Origin of the sequence: Xanthomonas cissicola (genome assembly GCF_008801575.1) — a bacterium.
GTDB lineage: Bacteria > Pseudomonadota > Gammaproteobacteria > Xanthomonadales > Xanthomonadaceae > Xanthomonas > Xanthomonas cissicola.
The window spans coordinates 73,142-92,512 of the sequence record NZ_VZPL01000013.1 but is presented as its reverse complement, the minus strand read 5'-3'; the positions used below and the strand labels follow the sequence as shown (position 1 = coordinate 92,512).

General features: G+C 63.9%; 11 protein-coding genes. All 11 read left to right on the top strand.

The window, feature by feature from the left end:
• Positions 1-548 precede the first annotated feature (548 nt).
• Positions 549-2,810 carry a methyl-accepting chemotaxis protein gene (locus tag F7R02_RS08095; RefSeq protein ID WP_151210076.1) on the top strand — a complete coding sequence of 754 codons (2,262 nt, stop codon included), beginning with the start codon at positions 549-551 and terminating at the stop codon, positions 2,808-2,810.
• Positions 2,811-3,224: 414 nt separating this feature from the next.
• Positions 3,225-5,486: a methyl-accepting chemotaxis protein gene (locus F7R02_RS08090; protein ID WP_005914925.1), complete on the top strand. Its 2,262-nt coding sequence runs from the start codon at positions 3,225-3,227 to the stop codon at positions 5,484-5,486.
• A gap of 654 nt (positions 5,487-6,140) precedes the next feature.
• Positions 6,141-8,810: a methyl-accepting chemotaxis protein gene (locus F7R02_RS08085; protein WP_033483091.1), complete on the top strand. Its 2,670-nt coding sequence runs from the start codon at positions 6,141-6,143 to the stop codon at positions 8,808-8,810.
• Between the two features lie 611 nt (positions 8,811-9,421).
• Entirely contained in the window at positions 9,422-10,207 is a 786-nt protein-coding gene (locus F7R02_RS08075) for a flagellar brake protein (protein ID WP_005930032.1), read from the top strand.
• A 135-nt stretch (positions 10,208-10,342) separates the two neighbouring features.
• Positions 10,343-10,825 carry a chemotaxis protein CheW gene (locus F7R02_RS08070; protein ID WP_003486339.1) on the top strand — a complete coding sequence of 161 codons (483 nt, stop codon included), beginning with the start codon at positions 10,343-10,345 and terminating at the stop codon, positions 10,823-10,825.
• A 454-nt stretch (positions 10,826-11,279) separates the two neighbouring features.
• Positions 11,280-11,663, top strand: coding sequence for a hypothetical protein (locus tag F7R02_RS08065; RefSeq protein WP_003486337.1), 384 nt, complete (start codon positions 11,280-11,282; stop codon positions 11,661-11,663).
• A gap of 83 nt (positions 11,664-11,746) precedes the next feature.
• On the top strand, positions 11,747-14,128 hold the full coding sequence (locus F7R02_RS08060; protein ID WP_167520992.1) for a methyl-accepting chemotaxis protein: 2,382 nt from the start codon (positions 11,747-11,749) through the stop codon (positions 14,126-14,128).
• Between the two features lie 247 nt (positions 14,129-14,375).
• On the top strand, positions 14,376-15,236 hold the full coding sequence (locus tag F7R02_RS08055) for a CheR family methyltransferase (RefSeq protein WP_005914920.1): 861 nt from the start codon (positions 14,376-14,378) through the stop codon (positions 15,234-15,236).
• Between the two features lie 2 nt (positions 15,237-15,238).
• On the top strand, positions 15,239-15,835 hold the full coding sequence (gene cheD / locus F7R02_RS08050; protein ID WP_003486330.1) for a chemoreceptor glutamine deamidase CheD: 597 nt from the start codon (positions 15,239-15,241) through the stop codon (positions 15,833-15,835).
• A complete protein-coding gene (locus F7R02_RS08045; protein WP_003486327.1) occupies positions 15,832-16,908 on the top strand; it encodes a protein-glutamate methylesterase/protein-glutamine glutaminase in 1,077 nt (358 codons plus the stop codon). The genes cheD and F7R02_RS08045 overlap by 4 nt, the downstream gene beginning before the upstream one ends.
• A 78-nt stretch (positions 16,909-16,986) precedes the next feature.
• Complete coding sequence (locus tag F7R02_RS08040; protein WP_139371090.1) at positions 16,987-19,272, top strand: sensor domain-containing protein; 2,286 nt, start codon at positions 16,987-16,989, stop codon at positions 19,270-19,272.
• Positions 19,273-19,371 lie beyond the last annotated feature (99 nt).

The window sequence follows — 19,371 nt, the reverse complement described above, 5'->3', positions numbered from 1 at the left end:
GCGCACGCATGCGTCCCACCTTAGTGACTGCCCGCTGCCCGCATCGATCAGGCAACGGCGCAACTTTGCACATCACTAACGCGCACGCGTTATGCGCAGTGCGATCAGCAGAGCTCTACGACACGCGCGCAGGCGTCGATCAGCCCTGCGCGATGGTGCAGGTACAAGCCAGACGCCAAGCCGCTTTGGATTTCGAAGGGCTGAGCGACGGTCAGGCGCGTGAGCAAGAAGTGAAAGCACGAGTCTTTGGAATCACCGAGATGCCTCTTTTGACAGGCATTTCCAGGCGGTTGTGCACACCAGCCTCACCTCGGTGACGCCGACCCATACGCGCCTGGCCTAGCGAGTTCAGCAGCACCGACACGGTGCCGTTACCAACCCCAAGCACGCGTACCTGCCCTGCAATCGCCAGCGTTACGACCCTTTGATGTCGCAACGCTCGATGGATCGGTTCGACGCACGCCCGCTTCGGCGCCACCAGCGTACCCAGTACGCCTCCCGCCCAGCGCACCGCCCCCTTTCTGCCCATCGCTCTCGAGATCCCAACCATGATTGCTCTTCTTCAACGCTACAACGTCGGCAAGCGCCTTGGCTTCGCCTTCGGCACGCTGATCCTGCTGTCCTGCGCCCTGGTCGTGGCTGGCCTGTACACGCTGGCGCAGGCGCGCCAGACCCTGGACACGCTCACCAACCGCAACATGGTGATCGTCCAGCGGTTGCAGGAAATGAACAACGCGGTGTCGGTGATTGCCGTGCAGCTACGCAACATCGTGTTGCCGACCAGCGATGCGGAGAATCGTCGCTTCGCTGCGATCATCGAAGACCAGCGCAGCATCTACAAGGATGCACGCGAGAAGCTCTACACCTTCTCGGCAACGCCTGTCGCCCAGGCGCTGCGTGAGAGGATCGATGCCAACAACAAGGCCGCCCGCGCGCTCAACCAGCAGGTGATCGATCTGGGTCTTGCCGGCAAGGCGGACCAAGCCCTGTCCTTGCTATTGCAACGTGCCGCACCCGCCACGCAGGCATGGCAGGACACGCTGCTCGAATATTCGGCGCTGCAGCGCCAGCGCGCCCAGGAGGCCAATGCGCTGGCCACCACCGCGATGGCCCGCGGCCGTGCCATGTTGATTGGTGGCGGCCTGGCGGTGGTGCTGATCAGCAGCGTACTCGCCTGGTTGATCACCCGCAGCCTGGTGGTTCCGCTGACACGCGCCACGCGCGCCGCCGAAGCCATTGCCCAAGGCAATCTGGACAACGACGTCAGCGCGAACTCCAACGACGAGACCGGCCGCCTGTTGCATGCCATGGACAACATGCAGGGCCAGCTGCGCAATCTGATTGCCGCACAGCTGGGCATGGCCAAGCGCCACGAAGAAGGCCAGATCAGCTTCCGCATGGACGCCGACGCATTCCCGGGCGATTTCGGCCGCATGGCCCATGACACCAACGAGCTGGTGGCCGCGCACATCAAGGTCAAGATGCAGACCATCCACCTGATCGAGCGTTATGCCATCGGCGACCTGTCCGAAGACATGCAGCAGCTGCCCGGCGAGAAGGCGGCCATCACCGCGGCAATGAACCAGGTCAAGCACAACCTGTCGACCATGAACACCGAGATCAAGCAGCTGGCGCAGGCCGCGGCCAACGGCGACTTCAGCGCGCGCGGCGATGCCGAGCAGTTCCAGTTCGATTTCCGCATCATGGTGGAAAGCCTCAACACCTTGATGGCCACCGCCGACGGCAACCTGCAATCGCTCTCTGGCTTGTTGCAGTCGATCGCTGCCGGCGACCTTACCGCACGCATGAGCGGCCAGTACCAGGGTGTGTTCGCACAGATGCGCGACGACGCCAATGCCACCGCCGAACAACTGGCCAGCATCGTCGGCCGCATCCAGATCGCGGCCGATGCGATCGGCTTGGCCTCGGGCGAAATCGCCTCCGGCAACCAGGATCTGTCGCAGCGCACCGAACAGCAGGCCGCCAATCTGGAAGAAACCGCTGCCTCGATGGAAGAGCTCACCTCCACCGTCAAGCAGAACGCCGAACACGCCAACCAGGCCAACCAGCTCGCCATTGGCGCTGCTGCGGTCGCCTCGCAAGGCGGCGACGTGGTGGCGAAGGTGGTCACCACCATGTCCGACATCCAGGGCTCGTCCAAGAAGATCGCCGAGATCATCAGCGTCATCGACGGCATCGCGTTCCAGACCAATATCCTGGCCTTGAACGCGGCAGTGGAAGCGGCGCGTGCCGGCGAACAGGGCCGTGGTTTTGCGGTGGTCGCGTCTGAAGTCCGCACGCTGGCGCAGCGTTCGGCCGGTGCCGCCAAGGAGATCAAGCACCTGATCGACGACTCGGTCGAAAAGGTCACGCAAGGCGCAACCCTGGTCGATCAGGCCGGCACCACCATGGCCGAGATTGTCGCCAGCGTGCAGCGCGTCACCAACATCATGGGTGAGATTTCCTCGGCCTCGCAGGAGCAGTACGCGGGTATCGAACAGGTCAACCAGACCGTCACTCAGATGGACGAAGCCACCCAGCAGAACGCCGCCCTGGTGGAAGAAGCCACCGCTGCCGCACGTGCGATGGAAGAACAGGCGCAGCAGCTGACCGAAGCGGTGGCGGTCTTCAAGGTGGCTGCGCACGCACCGGTGGCACGCCAGTTGTCGGCCATTGCCAGCGCACCGGCCAATGCCCGCTTCGCTCCGCGCCCGGCAGCACGCGTCATCCCGGCGGCCGCATCGGCACGTCGCAGCGTTGCGGGCAGCGCAGCATCGAATGCAGATTCGGGCAATTGGCAGGAATTCTAATCGCCTCAGGAGTTCTGATCGCATCGGCAGCATCGCCAAGACAGTCCGTCGCAAACGGCTGTCGTGGCGATGCACGAGTGCCGCGTCAGGCGCGCAGTCGCAGCGCATGACGTGTGCAGAGCATGTGAGCTGTCATGCGACATCGTGAATTATAGGATCACGCGAATCGGCCAGAAACACGGTTTTTCATCGACTAAAACGCGGAATTTTGCCTAATGATGGAATCACGTAGTGCCTGCCAGCACGCGTCCATCACTTGCCTGAGAACCCGCTTTATCAGCTCATCTAGCTCGCTCAATTGACTGCAGGCCGCGCCGTTACCAGCAGGCGTGATGACAAACAGACGCGAGCGCAGCGCACCTTGCAGGACTGTCGACGCACCCGCCCTCCTACCCTTTTGAGTCGAGCGATCTTATGACCTCTCTTTTGCTGCGTTTCAATGTCGGGCCGCGCCTGGCTGCCGCCTTCATCGTGTTGATCCTGCTGTCCGGGTTCATCGCCTTCATCGGGTATCGCGGGCTGAGCTCCGCACGTGCGCTGGTGGATGCCCTGGTGCATCAGAACATGACCAAGATCCGCCTCTCCAACGACATGATGAATGCCAATTACGTCATCGCCTCGGAGCTGCGCAATGTCGTGTTGCCGACCAGCAATGAAGACAATCTGAAATTCATCGAGAAGATCAAGGCCGCGCGTGCCGACTATTCAAAAGCGCGCGAAGCCCTGTACGCCATGCCGGTCTCGCCGCCTGGCCAAGTCATCCGGGACGACATCGATCGCCTCACTCCGCAAGTACGCGAATTGAACAATCAGATCATCGACCTGGTGATGTCCGGCCACAGCGACGAAGCCTTGCCGTTGCTGCTCACCAAAGCCGCGCCCGCGCTGCAAAAGTGGCAGGACAAGATCGGCGAGAACATCGCCCTTCAGGACAAGCTCGCCTCCGAAGCAGCCGGCGTGGCGCTGCAGTCGATGGACGATTCGCGCAAGTTGCTGGTCGGCGGTTCGCTGATGGTGGTATTGCTGAGTGGAACCCTGGGCTTGCTGATCACCCGCAGCCTCACCCGGCCGCTGAGCCGCGCCACCCGCGCTGCCGAAGCGATTGCCGAGGGCAAGCTCGATAACGCCGTGCACAGCGATGCCAGCGACGAAACCGGCCGTCTGTTGCAGGCCATGGACAAGATGCAGTCGCAGGTGCGCAACCTCATTACCGCGCAGCTGGACATGGCCAAGCGCCACGATGCCGGCCAGGTGAGCTTCCGTATGGATGCCGGCGGTTTCCCCGGCGACTACGGCCGCATGGCCGGCGACACCAACGCGCTGGTCGACAGCCACATCCAGGTGACCGCGCGCCTGGCGCAGATCATGGGCCGCTATGCGATCGGCGACCTCAGCGACGACATGGAGGCCCTGCCCGGCGAACAGGCCAAACTCACCCAGACCATGGCGCAGGTCAAACATAACCTGGCCGCGATGAATCAGCAGATCAAGCAGCTGGCGCAAGCCGCTGCGGCCGGCGACTTCAGTGCACGGGGCGACGCAGCGCAGTTCCAGTACGACTTCCGCATCATGGTCGAGAGCCTCAATCAGCTGATGGCCACCGCCGATGGCAGCCTGCAAGCGTTGTCGGGCATGTTGCAGGCGATTGCTGCGGGCGATCTCACTGCGCGTATGGATGGCCAATTCCAGGGTGTGTTTGCGCAGATGCGCGACGATGCCAATGCCACGGTCACGCAACTGGCCGGCATCGTCGGGCACATCCAGACCTCGGCGGTCTCCATCAATGCGGCCGCCAGCGAGATTGCCGCCGGCAACAACGACCTGTCGCAGCGCACCGAACAGCAGGCCGCAAACCTGGAAGAAACCGCTGCCTCGATGGAAGAGCTCACCTCGACCGTCAAGCAGAACGCCGAAGGCGCACGCCAGGCCAATCAACTGGCCATCGGTGCGGCCAGCGTCGCGTCGCGAGGCGGCGAGGTCGTCGGCAAGGTCGTCGACACCATGGCTGGCATCCAGGCCTCGTCGAAGAAGATCGCCGACATCATCAGCGTCATCGACGGCATCGCGTTCCAGACCAATATCCTGGCCCTGAATGCCGCAGTGGAAGCGGCGCGTGCCGGCGAGCAAGGCCGCGGCTTTGCCGTGGTGGCCAGTGAGGTGCGCACGCTGGCGCAGCGTTCGGCGGCCGCCGCCAAGGAGATCAAGGATCTGATCGGCGACTCGGTGCAGCGCGTCACCGACGGCTCGCAGCTGGTGGACCAGGCCGGCCGCACCATGGCCGACATCGTCTCATCGGTGCAGCGCGTCACCGACATCATGGGCGAAATTTCCGCCGCGTCGCAGGAACAATCGGCCGGCATCGAACAGGTCAACCTCACCGTCACGCAGATGGATGAAGCCACCCAACAGAACGCTGCCCTGGTGGAAGAAGCCACTGCCGCCGCGCGCGCGATGGAAGAACAGGCACAGCAACTCACCGAAGCGGTGGCGGTCTTCAAGGTCGATGCGAACGCGCCGGTGGCACGCAGGTTATCGGCCATCGCCGGCGCAGTGGGCCACCAGCGGCCGGCGACGCGCCCGGCTGCACGTGCCCCCGTGGCCGCGGCGACACCGCCGCGCGTGGCGGTCGGTGCAACCGCGTCGACCGTTGGCGGTGTCAATTGGCAGGAGTTTTAAGCGGCAGCGCCAGAGCTCATCGGTCGCCGGCAGTGGCGGGCGACCGGCACAGACACCGGGATCGTTTTTAGTCCCTGTGGCGCAATCGGCTGCCGTCCTCATCGTCACCCAGTCGCAGCTGCCGATGCGCGTTTCACGTAACACCGTTGTCCAGCCACACACACACGTTTCGAGAGCCTTTGATCCGCGCTCCGCAGATCTTGTGGGCCGCTTCCCTTGCGAGGGGAAGCGGCCCTTTTTTTGTGCCGCCCTCCCAGTGCGGCAACCGATAAACCGCATGCGCAATCTCCAGGAGGAGCGATGCATCGGAACCGAGGCATGGGAGCGAATTCCAAGCCCCAGGTCGCAACCGCTCGACGGCTGCGCAGCCATCGGATTGGTTGCCCAAGATGGTGCTCCGATGGCAGCTGCAAGACGTGCTTTTCGCCAGCGATACGCGGCCCCTCGAGTTCTTCAAGAGCATCCTAATTTCACCCGAAATTTACAATTGCCGACGACGAGGCACACGTTATGAAACCGCTTTCAGCCATCGAATACTGAATGGAACGCTCAATTTTGTGCTGATTTCAACGGCAAAAATCAATTTCGAGCATAAACGGCCGCTACCAAGTTCACGTATTCTTAACGCCCTCCCCCGGGCAAGGCCGATTTCTCATGCAATCCTTCAGCCGACTCTCGGTCGGTACGCGGCTCTCCGCACTGCTCACGTTGGTCATTGCCACCTCGCTGGGGCTGTTGGCCCTGACCATCTATCGCCAGTCCGCTGGCGATATCGAATCGCAGGTCAAGGCCGAACTGCGCTCCAGCACCCGGCTGATGCAGCAGTCGGTGGCGATGTACGACGTCACCCTCAGCGAAGGCACCCAGCGTCTGGGCAGCGTGTTCGACGACATGCTCCCCGCCGGCGCGCGCGAACTCGATAGCGCCAGCACGGTGACCATCGGCCAACAGAACACCCCGTCGCTACATGCCGGCAAGCAGGCACTGAATCTCAATGTCGACGCCGTGGACCGCTTCGCGAAGGCGACCGGCGGCGTTGCCACGATCTTCGCCCGTACCGGCGACGACTTCGTGCGCATCACCACCTCGCTGCGCAACAAGCAGGACGAACGCGTCATCGGCACCCTGCTCGATCGCAAGGGCAAGGCCTACGCCGCCCTGTCGCAAGGCAAGAGCTTCACCGGCCAGGCGCAGCTGTTCGGCGAGCAGTACATGACCCATTACCAGCCGCTGCGCGATGCCGCCGGCGAGGTCATTGGTGCGCTGTTCGTCGGGCGTAACTACACCCAGGGCCTGGCCGCGCTCAAGGCCCAGGTCAGCACCACCAAACTGGGCCAGGACGGCTATTTCGTGATCGTCGACATGGCGCCGGGCGATCACCAGGGCCAGGTCATCGCGGCTCCGCCGGGCACCCCGGCCACATTGGCGGCACTGGTGCCGGCCGAACAGCAGGCCCTGTTGCAGGCAGTGCTGGACGGCAAGCAGCCCAGCGCCAGCCTGCAGCTGCGCGATGCCAAGGGCGCCAGCCAGGCGTTCGAAGTCACCGCACAGCGCTATGCGCCGTGGCAGTGGGCGGTGATCGGCGCGCAGCCGCGCAGTGCCATCGACGGCCCGCTGGACGCGCTGATGGGCAGCATGCTGCTGTTCTCGCTGGTGGTGCTGGCACTGTGCATCGCGGTGGTGTTCATCGCCGCGCGCAAGATGGTCACCGGCCCGCTGCTGGCGGTGGAACGCGTGCTCGGCGACGTGGCGGCCGGCCGCCTGGACAACCCGATCGAAATCGACCGGCATGACGAACTCGGCCGCCTGCTGCTCAACGCGCGCACCATGCGCGATGACCTGCGCGCGCGCCTGGAACGCGACCACCTGATCGCCAGCGAAGCACTGCGCGTGCGCACCGCCTTGGACGACGTCAGCACCAATGTGATGATCGCCGACGCCGAGCGCCGCATCATTTACGTCAATCGCCCGCTGCAGCGCATGCTGTCGGAAATGCAGGACGTCCTGCGACACGACCTGCCCAACTTCGATGCCACGGCATTGAGCACGACCCGCATCGACCAGTTCCATCGCAATCCCGAGCAATCACGCCTGCTGGATCAACTCAAGAGCACGCACACCGCACAGATCGAAATCGGCGGCCGCATCGTGCAGGAAGTGGTCAGCCCGGTCGTGGCTGCGACCGGCGAGCGCATGGGCTATGTGGTCGAATGGAGCGACCGTACCCAGCAAGTGCAGGTGGAACAGGAAGTTGCGCTCGTGGTGGAAGCCGCCGCCGCCGGCGACCTCAGCGAGCGGATCGACGTGCGCGGCAAGCATGGCTTCCTGTTGCTGCTGACCCAACAGCTCAACACGCTGCTGGACAATAACGCCGACGGTCTGTCGCGCGTCTCCGGCCTGCTCTCGTCACTGTCGCAAGGCGATTTGACCGCGCGCATGGACGGCGCGCTGCAGGGCGTATTCGCCACTATCCGCGACGACGCCAATGCCACCGCCGACCAGTTGGCCGGTATCGTGCGCCGCATCAAGGACGCTTCGCTGACGATCAATTCGGCCGCCACCGAGATCGCCACCGGCAACGGCGACCTGTCGCGTCGCACCGAACAGCAAGCGGCCGCGTTGGAAGAAACAGCAGCCTCCATGGAAGAACTCACCGCGACCGTCAAGCAGAACGCCGACAACGCCGATCAGGCCAATCGCCTGGTGCTCGATGCTGCCGGTGTGGCGGCAAAGGGCGGCGACGTCGTGAACCGCGTGGTTACGACCATGGCCGATATCGACGCCTCGTCGAAAAAGATTGCCGAGATCATCAGCGTCATCGACGGCATCGCCTTCCAGACCAATATCCTGGCCTTGAACGCGGCGGTGGAAGCGGCGCGTGCCGGCGAACAGGGCCGTGGCTTTGCCGTCGTGGCCTCGGAGGTTCGCACGTTGGCACAGCGCTCGGCCGGCGCGGCCAAGGAGATCAAGCACCTGATCGAAGACTCGGTGACCCGCATCGGCAACGGCGCGGCACTGGCTTCCGAAGCTGGCAGCACCATGCAGCAGGTGGTGACCTCGGTGCAGCGCGTCACCGACATCATGGGCGAAATCACCAGCGCTTCGCGCGAACAGGCCGCGGGCATCACCCAGGTCAACCAGACCGTCACCCAGATGGACGAAACCACCCAGCAGAACGCCGCGCTGGTGGAAGAAGCCACCGCCGCCGCACGCTCGATGGAAGACCAGGCCGCGCAGCTGGTCGATGCGGTCGCAGTGTTCCGCCTGGAGCCGCAGGACCGCCTCAGTACCCTGCTGGCCAATGCACGCCACGCCTATAGCTGAGACGCCAACACGACGACCTGCAGCAACGTCGCAGCGTCGAGTGCGCGGTGCCCTCACCGCTCGCCGGACACGCCGTGAACCCGTCCATGGGGCTCGATGGCGGCATCCATGCCGCCAACGGTCCTGCAATCGGCAAGGACACCGCACCAGACAGTTGGCCAGTGGTTTGTTGACGAGCGAGGGACACCTCGTCGGCGGTTGCTGGCTGGCTTCAAAACTCTGCACACCGACCAACGCGACTGGCCCTTGCCCGCCCACCGTCGCGGACCCTTGGCGGCATGGATGCCGCCACGGCGCTGACAGGGACGTACTTGCAGCGTGTCCTGCGATGGTGGGCGGGCAAGGGCCCCCGCAGCAAGCGAGAAGACGTCGAGGGTTCGGTGCCCTCACCAGATAGTTGTCTGGTGGCGTATTGAAGAACGAAGACTTCGCGCCAGACGCTGATGCTTGCTTGGCTGAACGCTCTGCACACAGACCATCGCGACTGGTCCTTGCCACCGACTGGCATAGAGTTTCGTCAGCCGCCTTAAAGATTTGGCTTTGCCGCCGATATCAAGGCGACGCCGGGACAACCCGCCAGGCGCCTTCCCGCTTCCACTGTGCTTGTGCCCATGTCCCAAGGCGATACCTCAGAGCTGGACCACGACACCGATCACCTCGCCGAAGGTGACGAGCGCTACCTGCTGCGCAACAAGCGGCAGATCCGTGGATTGCTGCGCCAGCTGCTCGATCAACGCGCCATCGTGACCATGCATGTGGCCGGCCGCGACATGGCCGTGCCCACCGCCGTGCTGGAAGTGGACGAAGACGACGACTGCGTGATCCTGGACGGCAGCCATAACGATGCTTCCAACCGCGCCATCGAAGGCGCCAAATACCTGTTGTGCTACGCCCAGTTGGAACGGGTGAACATCCGCTTCCGCCTGGAAAAGGCCGAGCGGATCGATCGCGACATCCACGTCGCCTTCCGCGTCGACCTGCCAGTTGCGATGTACCACATGCAGCGACGCGAATCGTATCGGCTGGAAACGCCGATCACCGATTCGCCCGTCTGCACCATCCGCCAGGATGCCGCGCAGGGAAACGAGTTCAACCTGCAGCTGCGCGTGATCGACATCAGCAGCGGCGGCCTGGCGGTGTCCCTCACCGACGGGATGCCCTTGCTCGAATTGCAACGCACCTACCGCAACTGCATCCTGCAATTGCCCGACACCGCCCCGATCACGCTGCCGCTGACCGTATGCAGCCAGCACAAGCAGGCCCTGCCCAACGGCAGCGAAGGCTTCCGGATCGGCATGCAGTTCAGCGACCTGCCGCGTGGCGCCGACGAAACCATCCAGCGCTACATTTTCCGTGTCGACCGCCAGCGCAATGCGCGCAAGAGCGGCGTGTTCTGAACCCTCGCGTACCACGCGGGGCCGGCACCTAAAGTTGCTGCCTACCCCGCCGATGTTGCTAGGGCATCCCGCATCCGTCTCTGCTGCCGCAGTCCTGCCTCAACCCGACACTTAGCCGCAACGCCCGGAGTTTCCATGAACGATAAAAGCACTGCCACCGGCACCGGTGGTGAATTCCTCAGCTTCGCTTTGGGCGAAGAACACTACGGCGTGGATATCCTGAAGGTGCAGGAAATCCGCGGCTACGATTCGGTCACCCGTCTGCCCGACGCGCCGGATTACATCAAGGGCGTGATCAACCTGCGCGGCACCATCGTGCCGGTGATCGACCTGCGCCTGAAGCTGCGCCTGAAAGAAGCGCGCTACGACGCTTTCACCGTGATGATCGTGCTCAACGTCGAGGACCGCGTGGTGGGCATCGTCGTGGACAGCGTGTCCGACGTGATTCCGCTCAACGACGACCAGATCCGGCCTACCCCCGAATTCGGTGCGTCGGTCGACACCCGTTTCATCTCCGGTATCGGCACCCAGGACGATCGCATGTTGATCCTGCTGGATATCGAAACCCTGCTGGACAGCACCGAGCTGGGTCAGCAACTGGTCGAAGAAGCCGCCTGATTCAAACGGCTGTGTCGCCTCGCCTGCGGTCGCCGGAGAGGTGTAGAGGAATGCAGGAGCCGCCATGTACGACAGGCGGCTACCAAACGACTGCCCAGCCGCCAGAAGGCGCGGTTGGTGCTCGGAATCCCGAGGTAGCACACGTGCGCTCCGGCTTCCGCGCCCCGCCCGCACCCACCCGGTGGCTGATTCGCTCCGTTCGGTAGCCACCGTCAAGGTACAGGCGCCGCCCGGCACCCGCTGCACCGCTCCGGCGGCCGTAACGCTTTGGCGCGACCGCATCTACGACGATCGCGTGTCAGGAAGCTCCCGACACGCGACGCACCACGCGATGGAACTGAGATAAAAATCACGTTTTCTGGATTCAAGTTGAACGGCGGTTAGCCGATAGCTGAATGAAGCCCGCGTCCACACAACGGGTCACCGTTCGACTTTTGATTTCTGGAGAATCCCTATGAAGTTCCTGCTCTCGCTCCTCCCCGTCGCTGCTCTTGTCATCGTTGCTCCCACGCTGTCGGCTCAGTCGCAGGAAATGATTCCGCCGGAAATGGCGACGCGCTTCGTCGGCAAGGACGGCATGGTGTGCGGCAAGGTCGAAAAGGCCAAGTACGCGCAGAGCTCGGAAGGCGAACCTACCTTCCTGTACATGGGCGGCATGTTCCCGCGCCACACCTTCTCCGCACGCATCGACGGTGCCAACCGCGGCAAGTTCAGCTTCGCCCCGGAAACGCTCGAAGGTAAGGACGTCTGCGTCCTCGGCAAGATCCAGCGCGACAGTTCGCGCGCCGAAATCGAAGTCAGCTCCCCGGCCAGCCTGAAGCTCGCCACCATCAAGTAATCGCCTCGCACATCGCCACGCCCTTGCGCGTGGCGATGTGCTGTTGCGGCTATGCGGACTGACTTCTACGGGGAATCGTGTCAATGCAATGGATCAACAATCTGAAACTGATGCCCAAGCTGATGCTGGCGTTCGGCATCGTGCTGCTGATCATGCTCGTCCAGGGCGTCATCGCCTATTCGGGTCTGGCGTCGCTCAATAACGTCACCCGCGACCTGGCCGGCAACACCATGTCCAGCGTGCGCGAGGCAGGCGATCTGCGCGGCATGCTCGGCGAATACCGGAATGCGGCCTACCAGAACCTGGTGCGCGCCAGCGATTCGGTCAAGCAGGAGGCCAAGGTCCGCGCCAAGAAGCTCAATGGCGAGATCGAAGCCACCATCAAGGGCTACCCGCGTCTGATCGAAAGCCCGCAACAGAAGAAGCTGTTCGACGTGTTCATGGCGGACTGGAAGAAGGCGTCGGCCTCCTATGCCAGCGTCGACGAAATGATGGAGCTGAATCTGCCCGACGACGCCATCGACACCTTCGTCGGCGAAACCCGTACCCTGCACAACAAGGCCAAGGATTCGCTGGCCGCCTTGATTGCCGAAGACAACCTGCTCGCGCAGGCTGCCAAGACCAAGGCCGAAAAGGTCCACGCCACTTCCGTCACGCTGACCCTGGTGGTGCTGTTGATCGGCATCGCCGGCGGCCTGGGCCTGGCCTTCCTGTTCGCCCGTTCCATCGTCAAGAGCATGCGCGGCGCGGTCACCACGGCCACCGAAATTGCCGGCGGCAAGCTGGACGGCCAGATCAACGTGCAGGGCCAGGACGAAGTGGGCGAGTTGATGCGCTCCATGCAGCGCATGCAGCGCGACCTGAGGGAACGCATCGAACGCGACCAGGAGATTGCCGACGAAAACCTGCGCATCCGCACCGCGCTGGACAAGTCCTCGACCAGCACCTTCATCACCGATCCCGAACGCGTGATGATCTACGCCAACGATGCCTTCAAGAAGATCGTGGCGCAGTACGAAAGCAGCATCCGCCTGGCATCGCCCGAGTTCGACGCGAGCAAGGTCATCGGCCAGCACATCAGCTACCTGGGTCTGTCGGATGCGACCGTGCGCAAGGCCATTGCCGCGCTGGAACGCGATGGCGTCACCAGCTTCGAAGAGCGTTTCGGCGAAGTGGTGCTGGCGCAGACCGTCACCTCGATCAAGAACGAACAGGGCGAGACCAGCGGCGAAGTCTGCGAATGGCGCGACCGCACCATCGAAGTGCAGGTGGAAGAAGAAGTGGCCCGCATCGTGCGCGCGGCCGCCAGCGGCGACATGAGCGGGCGTGTGGAAACCGACGGCAAGCAGGGTTTCTTCCTGCAGTTGGCGCAGCAGCTCAACGGTTTGCTGGATGCCAATGCCGGCAGCCTGGAACAGATCTCGACCCTGCTGTCCGCGCTGTCGCGTGGTGACCTGACCGTGCGCATGCATGGTGAGTTCAGCGGGGTGTTCGCGCAGATGCGCGACGATGCCAATGCCACCGCCGAGCAGCTGGCCGACATCGTCGGGCGCATCAAGATGTCGTCCATCGCGATCAATTCGGCCGCCGGCGAAATCGCCTCGGGCAATAGCGACCTGTCGCACCGTACCGAGCAGCAGGCCGCCAATCTGGAAGAAACCGCCGCCTCGATGGAGGAGCTCACCTCCACCGTCAAGCAGAATGCCGAAAGCGCCCGTCAGGCCAACCAGCTTGCCATCGGCGCCACCGGCGTGGCCTCGCAAGGCGGTGAAGTGGTGTCGCAAGTGGTCACCACCATGTCCGGCATCGAAGCCTCGTCCAAGAAGATCGCCGACATCATCAGCGTCATCGATGGCATCGCGTTCCAGACCAATATCCTGGCGTTGAATGCAGCGGTGGAAGCGGCGCGTGCCGGCGAACAGGGTCGCGGTTTTGCCGTGGTCGCCTCCGAGGTGCGCACGCTGGCACAGCGTTCGGCCGGTGCGGCAAAGGAGATCAAGGGCCTGATCGACGACTCCGTGCACAAGGTGGCCGAAGGCTCGGCACTGGTGCGCAAGGCCGGCGCCACCATGGCCGACATCGTGGCCAGCGTGCAACGCGTGACCGACATCATGGGCGAGATCTCTGCCGCTTCACAGGAGCAGTCGTCCGGGATCGAGCAGGTCAACCAGACCATCACCCAGATGGACGAAACCACCCAGCAGAACGCCGCGCTGGTGGAAGAAGCCACTGCCGCCGCCCGCTCGATGGAAGAGCAGGCAGGTCATCTGGCCGAAGCGGTGTCGGTGTTCAAGCTGGACGACTCGGCTGCGCAGGCGCCGCAGAGCGCACGCGTACGCCCGATCACCTCGCGCCCGGTTGCAGTGAAAAGCGCCGCCAGGCCGGTAGCGCGCGCAGCAGCGAGCGCCTCACGGCCAGCCACATCCCAGGCCGCGCTGGCCGACGGTAACTGGCAAGAGTTCTGATCCACCGCTGTCACCCACAACGCCCCGGCATTGCCGGGGCGTTGTGCATTTAGGCCAGGCACCGACGCTGGTCCTCGCGCGTACGATGCGGCAGCACGCCGATGGGGCGTCTTTGCCCTCCGAGCATCCCATCAACAGCCGCCGTCCCCATCGGACGAGGTAGCGAACACAACCGCGTCCGATCCACGCATTAGCGCTTCAGTTGCGCGGCTCCGTGGCCGATATCCAGTTATAGCTAACGACGCGTATGGATATGACGACTACGACTTCCGCTTCAGACACACGCGAATTTGATTTCGGCGACCGCGACTTCAAGCGCGTTTGCGACCTGATCTACCAGCGTGTGGGCATCGCATTGGCGCCAGCCAAGCGCGACATGGTGTATGGCCGCCTGTCGCGTCGTCTGCGCGTGCTCGGCCTGCGCTCGTTCCGCGATTACCTCGACCAGCTCGAAGCCGGCAACGATGAAGAAGAATGGCAGGCATTCACCAATGCGCTGACCACCAACCTGACCTCGTTCTTCCGCGAGCCGCACCATTTCGACAAACTGCGCGAAGAACTGCAAAAGCGCGCCTCGCAGGCGCCGTTGAAGATCTGGTCGTGCGCCGCCTCCACCGGCGAGGAGCCCTATTCCATCGCCATTACCGCCTGCGAAGCCTTCGGCACGCTGACCCCGCCAGTGAGCATCGTCGCCACCGACGTCGACACCCAGGTACTGGAAACCGCATCGCGCGGCGTGTATGCCATCGACCGCGTCGCCTCGCTGGATGCCGCGATCAAGCGCAAGTATTTCCAGCGCGGCAGCGGCCCCAATGAAGGCAAATGTCGGGTCATTCCGGCGTTGCGCCAGCTCATCGAATACCGCCAGTTGAATCTGCTGGCGCCGCGTTACGATGTCGGCGGTCCGTATGCGGCACTGTTCTGCCGCAACGTGATGATCTACTTCGACAAGCCCACCCAGCGCGGCATCCTGTCGCGCCTGGTCAGCCACATGGGCGACGACGGCCTGCTCTACACCGGGCACTCGGAGAACTACCTGCACGCGGCCGATCTGATCCAGCCGTGCGGGCGCACGCTGTATCGGCGCGCACCGCGCGCAGGAGCGTGAGCATGAGTACTGCCGTGCAAGTCGACGACGTCATGCGCTACCGCGATTCGCGGTTCCAGACCATTGCCGCCAAACTGCTGCCCACCCAATACCTGGTGGTGGACGACGACACCGCGTTGACGACCACCTTGGGATCGTGCGTTGCAGCCTGTCTGCGCGACCCGGTGCTCAAGATCGGCGGCATGAACCACTTTCTGTTGCCGGAAGGCCAGGTCGGCGATGGCGCACCTACGCGCTACGGCAGTTATGCCATGGAGCTGCTGATCAACGACATGCTCAAGCGCGGCGCCCACCGCAAACGCATCGAAGCCAAGGTCTTCGGTGGCGCCAACGTGTTGAAGGGCTTCACCAGCAACCCGGTCGGCACCCGCAACGCCGAGTTCGTGCGCCAGTACCTGCAGGCCGAACATATTCCCATCATCGCTGAAGACCTGTGTGGCATCCATCCGCGCAAGGTGTGGTTCTTCGCGACGACTGGCCGCGTCGTCGTGCAGCGTTTGCCGCACGCACACGAAGCGGAAGTCGCCGCCACCGAATCGGCCGTGCGCGCCCGTCTGTCCAAAGCACCGGTTACCGGTGGAGTGGAGTTGTTCGAATGACGCTGGAAACTCCTGTGCGTGTATTGATCGTCGACGATTCGGCGGTCGTGCGTCAGATGCTCACCGAAATTTTGTCGCGCGACGCCGGCATCGAAGTGGTCGGCTCGGCCGCCGACCCGTTGCTGGCGCGGGAAAAGATCAAGCGCCTCAATCCAGACGTCATCACGCTGGATGTGGAAATGCCGCGCATGGACGGCCTGGTGTTTCTGGAAAACCTGATGCGCCTGCGCCCTACCCCGGTGGTGATGATTTCATCGCTGACCGAGCGCGGCGCCGACACCACCTTGCAGGCTTTGTCGCTGGGCGCCGTGGACTTCGTGTCCAAGCCCAAGATCGACGTTGCACGCGGGCTGGAAGGCTACGCCGAAGAGATCGTCAGCAAGGTCAAAATGGCCGCCAAGGCCAAGGTCAGCGCACTCAATCGCCCGAGCGCGCCCAAAGTCACGCTGGATATGCAATCGGCACCGGTGGCCGGCAGCGCGCTGCGCTTTCGCACGACCGACCGTTTGATCGCCATCGGCGCCTCCGCCGGTGGTACCGAAGCGCTGCGCGTGGTGCTCGAACACATGCCCGCCGATGCGCCCGCGGTGGTGATGACCCAGCATCTGCCTGCCAGCTTCAGCACCGCATTCGCCGAGCGCCTCAACCGCCATTCGGCCATGTCGGTACGCGAAGCCACCGATGGCGAGGCGATCCTGCCAGGTCATGCGTATCTGCCGCCGGGCGGCCAGCATCTGCGCATCATTCGCGACGGAGCGCGTTGGCGCTGCCGTATCGACGACGGCCCGCCGGTCAATCGCCACAAACCGGCAGTGGACGTGCTGTTTCGTTCCGTTGCCGCCAATGCCGGCCCAAATGCGGTGGGCGCCATCCTCACCGGCATGGGCGACGACGGCGCACGCGGCCTGCTGGAAATGCTGCAGGCCGGCGCGCCGACGCTGGTGCAGGACGAAGCCAGCAGCGTGGTCTGGGGCATGCCCGGTGCGGCGTACAAGCTTGGCGCCGCACAGGAAGTGGTGCCGCTGGACCGCGTAGCCGAGCGCTTGCTCGCATTGTCGGCGCAGGCGCGCTGATCCGGCATGGCCGCGCATCCCTCGCACCCGACCAACCAAACGCTTCCTCCAGCACCGGGAAGCGCGGCGGGCGCTGGCGTGGATGCAGCGATGGACAGCATGCCGCTGACGGCTGAGCCAATCCATGCCAACGCCCCAAGCGCTGGTCTGGTCAGGCCCGGCCCGGTCACCGCCGGCATGGCCAAGGCCGGCGAGCAGCCCGAGCAGCGCCGTTCGCGCCTGCTCGCAGAAGCCCTCGATGGCAGCAGCAGCGCCATTCTCATCTGCGATCTGCAATCGCGCCTGCTGTACGCCAACGACGGCTTCCAGCGCATGTTCGGCTACACCGAAGCCGAGCTGGTCGGTCTGCGTCCCTCCGATGTCTTGACCCGCGCCCAAAGCGACCAAAGCGAGGTCGCCCGCGTTCGCGATCGCGCCGATGCCTTGCAGCACACCCGCGCCGACTTGCTGGTCTATCGCAAGGACGGCACACCGCTGTGGATCTCGCTCAACTTCAACCCGATCTACGACGCCAACCACGCTCCCTCGCATTACGTGGCGGTATTGACCGACATCACCGACACCAAGATGCACGAGGTATTGCAGCACCGAGTGCTGGAAGCCTTGGTGCAGGAACGCCCGTTGATCGAGGTGATGACGCTGATCTGCACCGAGGTCGAACGCATCGCACCGGAAGTGCTGGCCACGGTGATGAGTGCGGACAATCAAGGTCGCCTGCATTCGCTGGCTGCGCCCAGCCTGCCGCCCGAATACGCCGATGCGGTCAACGGCTTGAAGATCGGCCCGGGCACAGGCGCCTGCGGCACCGCGGCCTGGCGCGGTCGCGCGGTGATGGTGGAAGACATCGCCACCGACCCATTGTTCGAGGCGTATCGCGACACCCTCTTGCCTTGGGGCCTGCGCGCCTGCTGGAGCACGCCGATCCGCTCCAACAGCGCGCGCGTGCTTGGCACCTTCGCGCTGTATTACCGCAAGCCGCAACGTGCCGATGCCTGGCATATGCGGCTCACCGATTTGTGCCAGCAGCTGTGCACCTTGGCGCTGGAACGCGAGCAGATCCGCCAGCGCGTGCATCAACTGGCGTTCTACGACACGCTCACGGGCCTGCCCAACCGCATCATGTTCAGCGCGCGTGCCGAGCAGGCGCTGACGCAGGCCGAATACGCAGGCGAACCGGCCGCGTTGATGTTCATCAACATCGATCGCTTCAAGCTCATCAACGATAGCCAGGGACACGCCGCAGGCGATGGGCTGCTGCGCGATATCGCCTTGCGCGTCAACGACCAGGTCGCCGCCACGGCGATGCTGGCGCGACTCTCCGGCGACGAATTCGCGCTTGCGCTGCCGCAATGCAGCGCAGAGCAGGCCAGTGCCGCCGCCGAGCGTTTGTTGGTCAGCATCGCCAGCCCCCTGCCGGTCGGCCATATGACAGTGCATTCGTCGGCCAGTATCGGCGTGGCGATGTTTCCCGAGGATGGCCAAGACATCAACATCCTGCTGCGCCACGCCGATCTGGCGATGAATCGCGCCAAGAAGGAAGGCGGTGGGCGCTTCCGTTTCTTCAGTTCCGACATGAACCGCATGGCGCAAGAACGCGTTGCGCTGGAAGCGGAACTGCGTCAGGCCATCGACCGCGATCAACTGCAATTGCATTACCAACCGCAGATGCACAGCGCCGCGCCGCACACGCTCTATGGCGTGGAAGCGCTGCTGCGCTGGAATCACCCGCAGTTGGGTGCAGTGTCGCCGGCGCGCTTCCTGCCCGTGGCCGAAGAACAAGGCATGATGCCGCAGATCAACGCGTGGGTCCTGCGCAGCGCCTGCCAGCAGGTCGCCGACTGGCGCCAGCGTGGCGTGCCGGTCGCACGCGTGTCGGTGAACCTGTCGGCGAGTGGTTTCGAAAGTCCGCGCATGCTGTCGGATCTGCTCCGGCTCATCGCCGAGATGGGCGTACAGCCCTCCGATCTGACCCTGGAACTGACCGAAAGCGTGATGCTGTCCGGGCAACCGGGCGTATTGGAAAACCTGCATGCCATTCGCGAAGCCGGCATCTCGCTGTCGCTGGACGATTTCGGCACCGGCTATTCCAGCCTGAGCCATCTGCATCGCCTGCCGATCGACGAACTCAAATTGGACATGAGCTTCGTCCGCGATATCGAACACAGCGAAGACGCGCGCGCGCTCACCACCTCGGTATTGCGCATCGGCGAGCACCTGCGCAAGCACGTGGTCGCCGAAGGTGTGGAAAACGAAGCGCAGCGCCTGTTCCTCGCCGACCTGGGCTGTGAGGTGCTGCAAGGCTATCTGTTCTCGCGGCCCCTACCCGCCCCGGCACTGGAAGCCTGGCTGGACGCGCAACCGTAATCGCGCAGCTTCGAACTCCCTTCCAGCCAGGAAAGGCGGGCCATGGCGTGACAAGTAACGAGCCTCCCTCCTGCAGGAGAGCAGCGCTGCAAGCCCTTC

What these genes read in the sequence shown, in the direction of transcription:
- F7R02_RS08095 (WP_151210076.1), top strand. Translation starts at nt 549, where the DNA reads ATGATTGCTCTTCTTCAACGCTACAACGTCGGCAAGCGCCTTGGCTTC.
- F7R02_RS08090 (WP_005914925.1), top strand. Translation starts at nt 3,225, where the DNA reads ATGACCTCTCTTTTGCTGCGTTTCAATGTCGGGCCGCGCCTGGCTGCC.
- F7R02_RS08085 (WP_033483091.1), top strand. Translation starts at nt 6,141, where the DNA reads ATGCAATCCTTCAGCCGACTCTCGGTCGGTACGCGGCTCTCCGCACTG.
- F7R02_RS08075 (WP_005930032.1), top strand. Translation starts at nt 9,422, where the DNA reads ATGTCCCAAGGCGATACCTCAGAGCTGGACCACGACACCGATCACCTC.
- F7R02_RS08070 (WP_003486339.1), top strand. Translation starts at nt 10,343, where the DNA reads ATGAACGATAAAAGCACTGCCACCGGCACCGGTGGTGAATTCCTCAGC.
- F7R02_RS08065 (WP_003486337.1), top strand. Translation starts at nt 11,280, where the DNA reads ATGAAGTTCCTGCTCTCGCTCCTCCCCGTCGCTGCTCTTGTCATCGTT.
- F7R02_RS08060 (WP_167520992.1), top strand. Translation starts at nt 11,747, where the DNA reads ATGCAATGGATCAACAATCTGAAACTGATGCCCAAGCTGATGCTGGCG.
- F7R02_RS08055 (WP_005914920.1), top strand. Translation starts at nt 14,376, where the DNA reads ATGGATATGACGACTACGACTTCCGCTTCAGACACACGCGAATTTGAT.
- cheD (WP_003486330.1), top strand. Translation starts at nt 15,239, where the DNA reads ATGAGTACTGCCGTGCAAGTCGACGACGTCATGCGCTACCGCGATTCG.
- F7R02_RS08045 (WP_003486327.1), top strand. Translation starts at nt 15,832, where the DNA reads ATGACGCTGGAAACTCCTGTGCGTGTATTGATCGTCGACGATTCGGCG.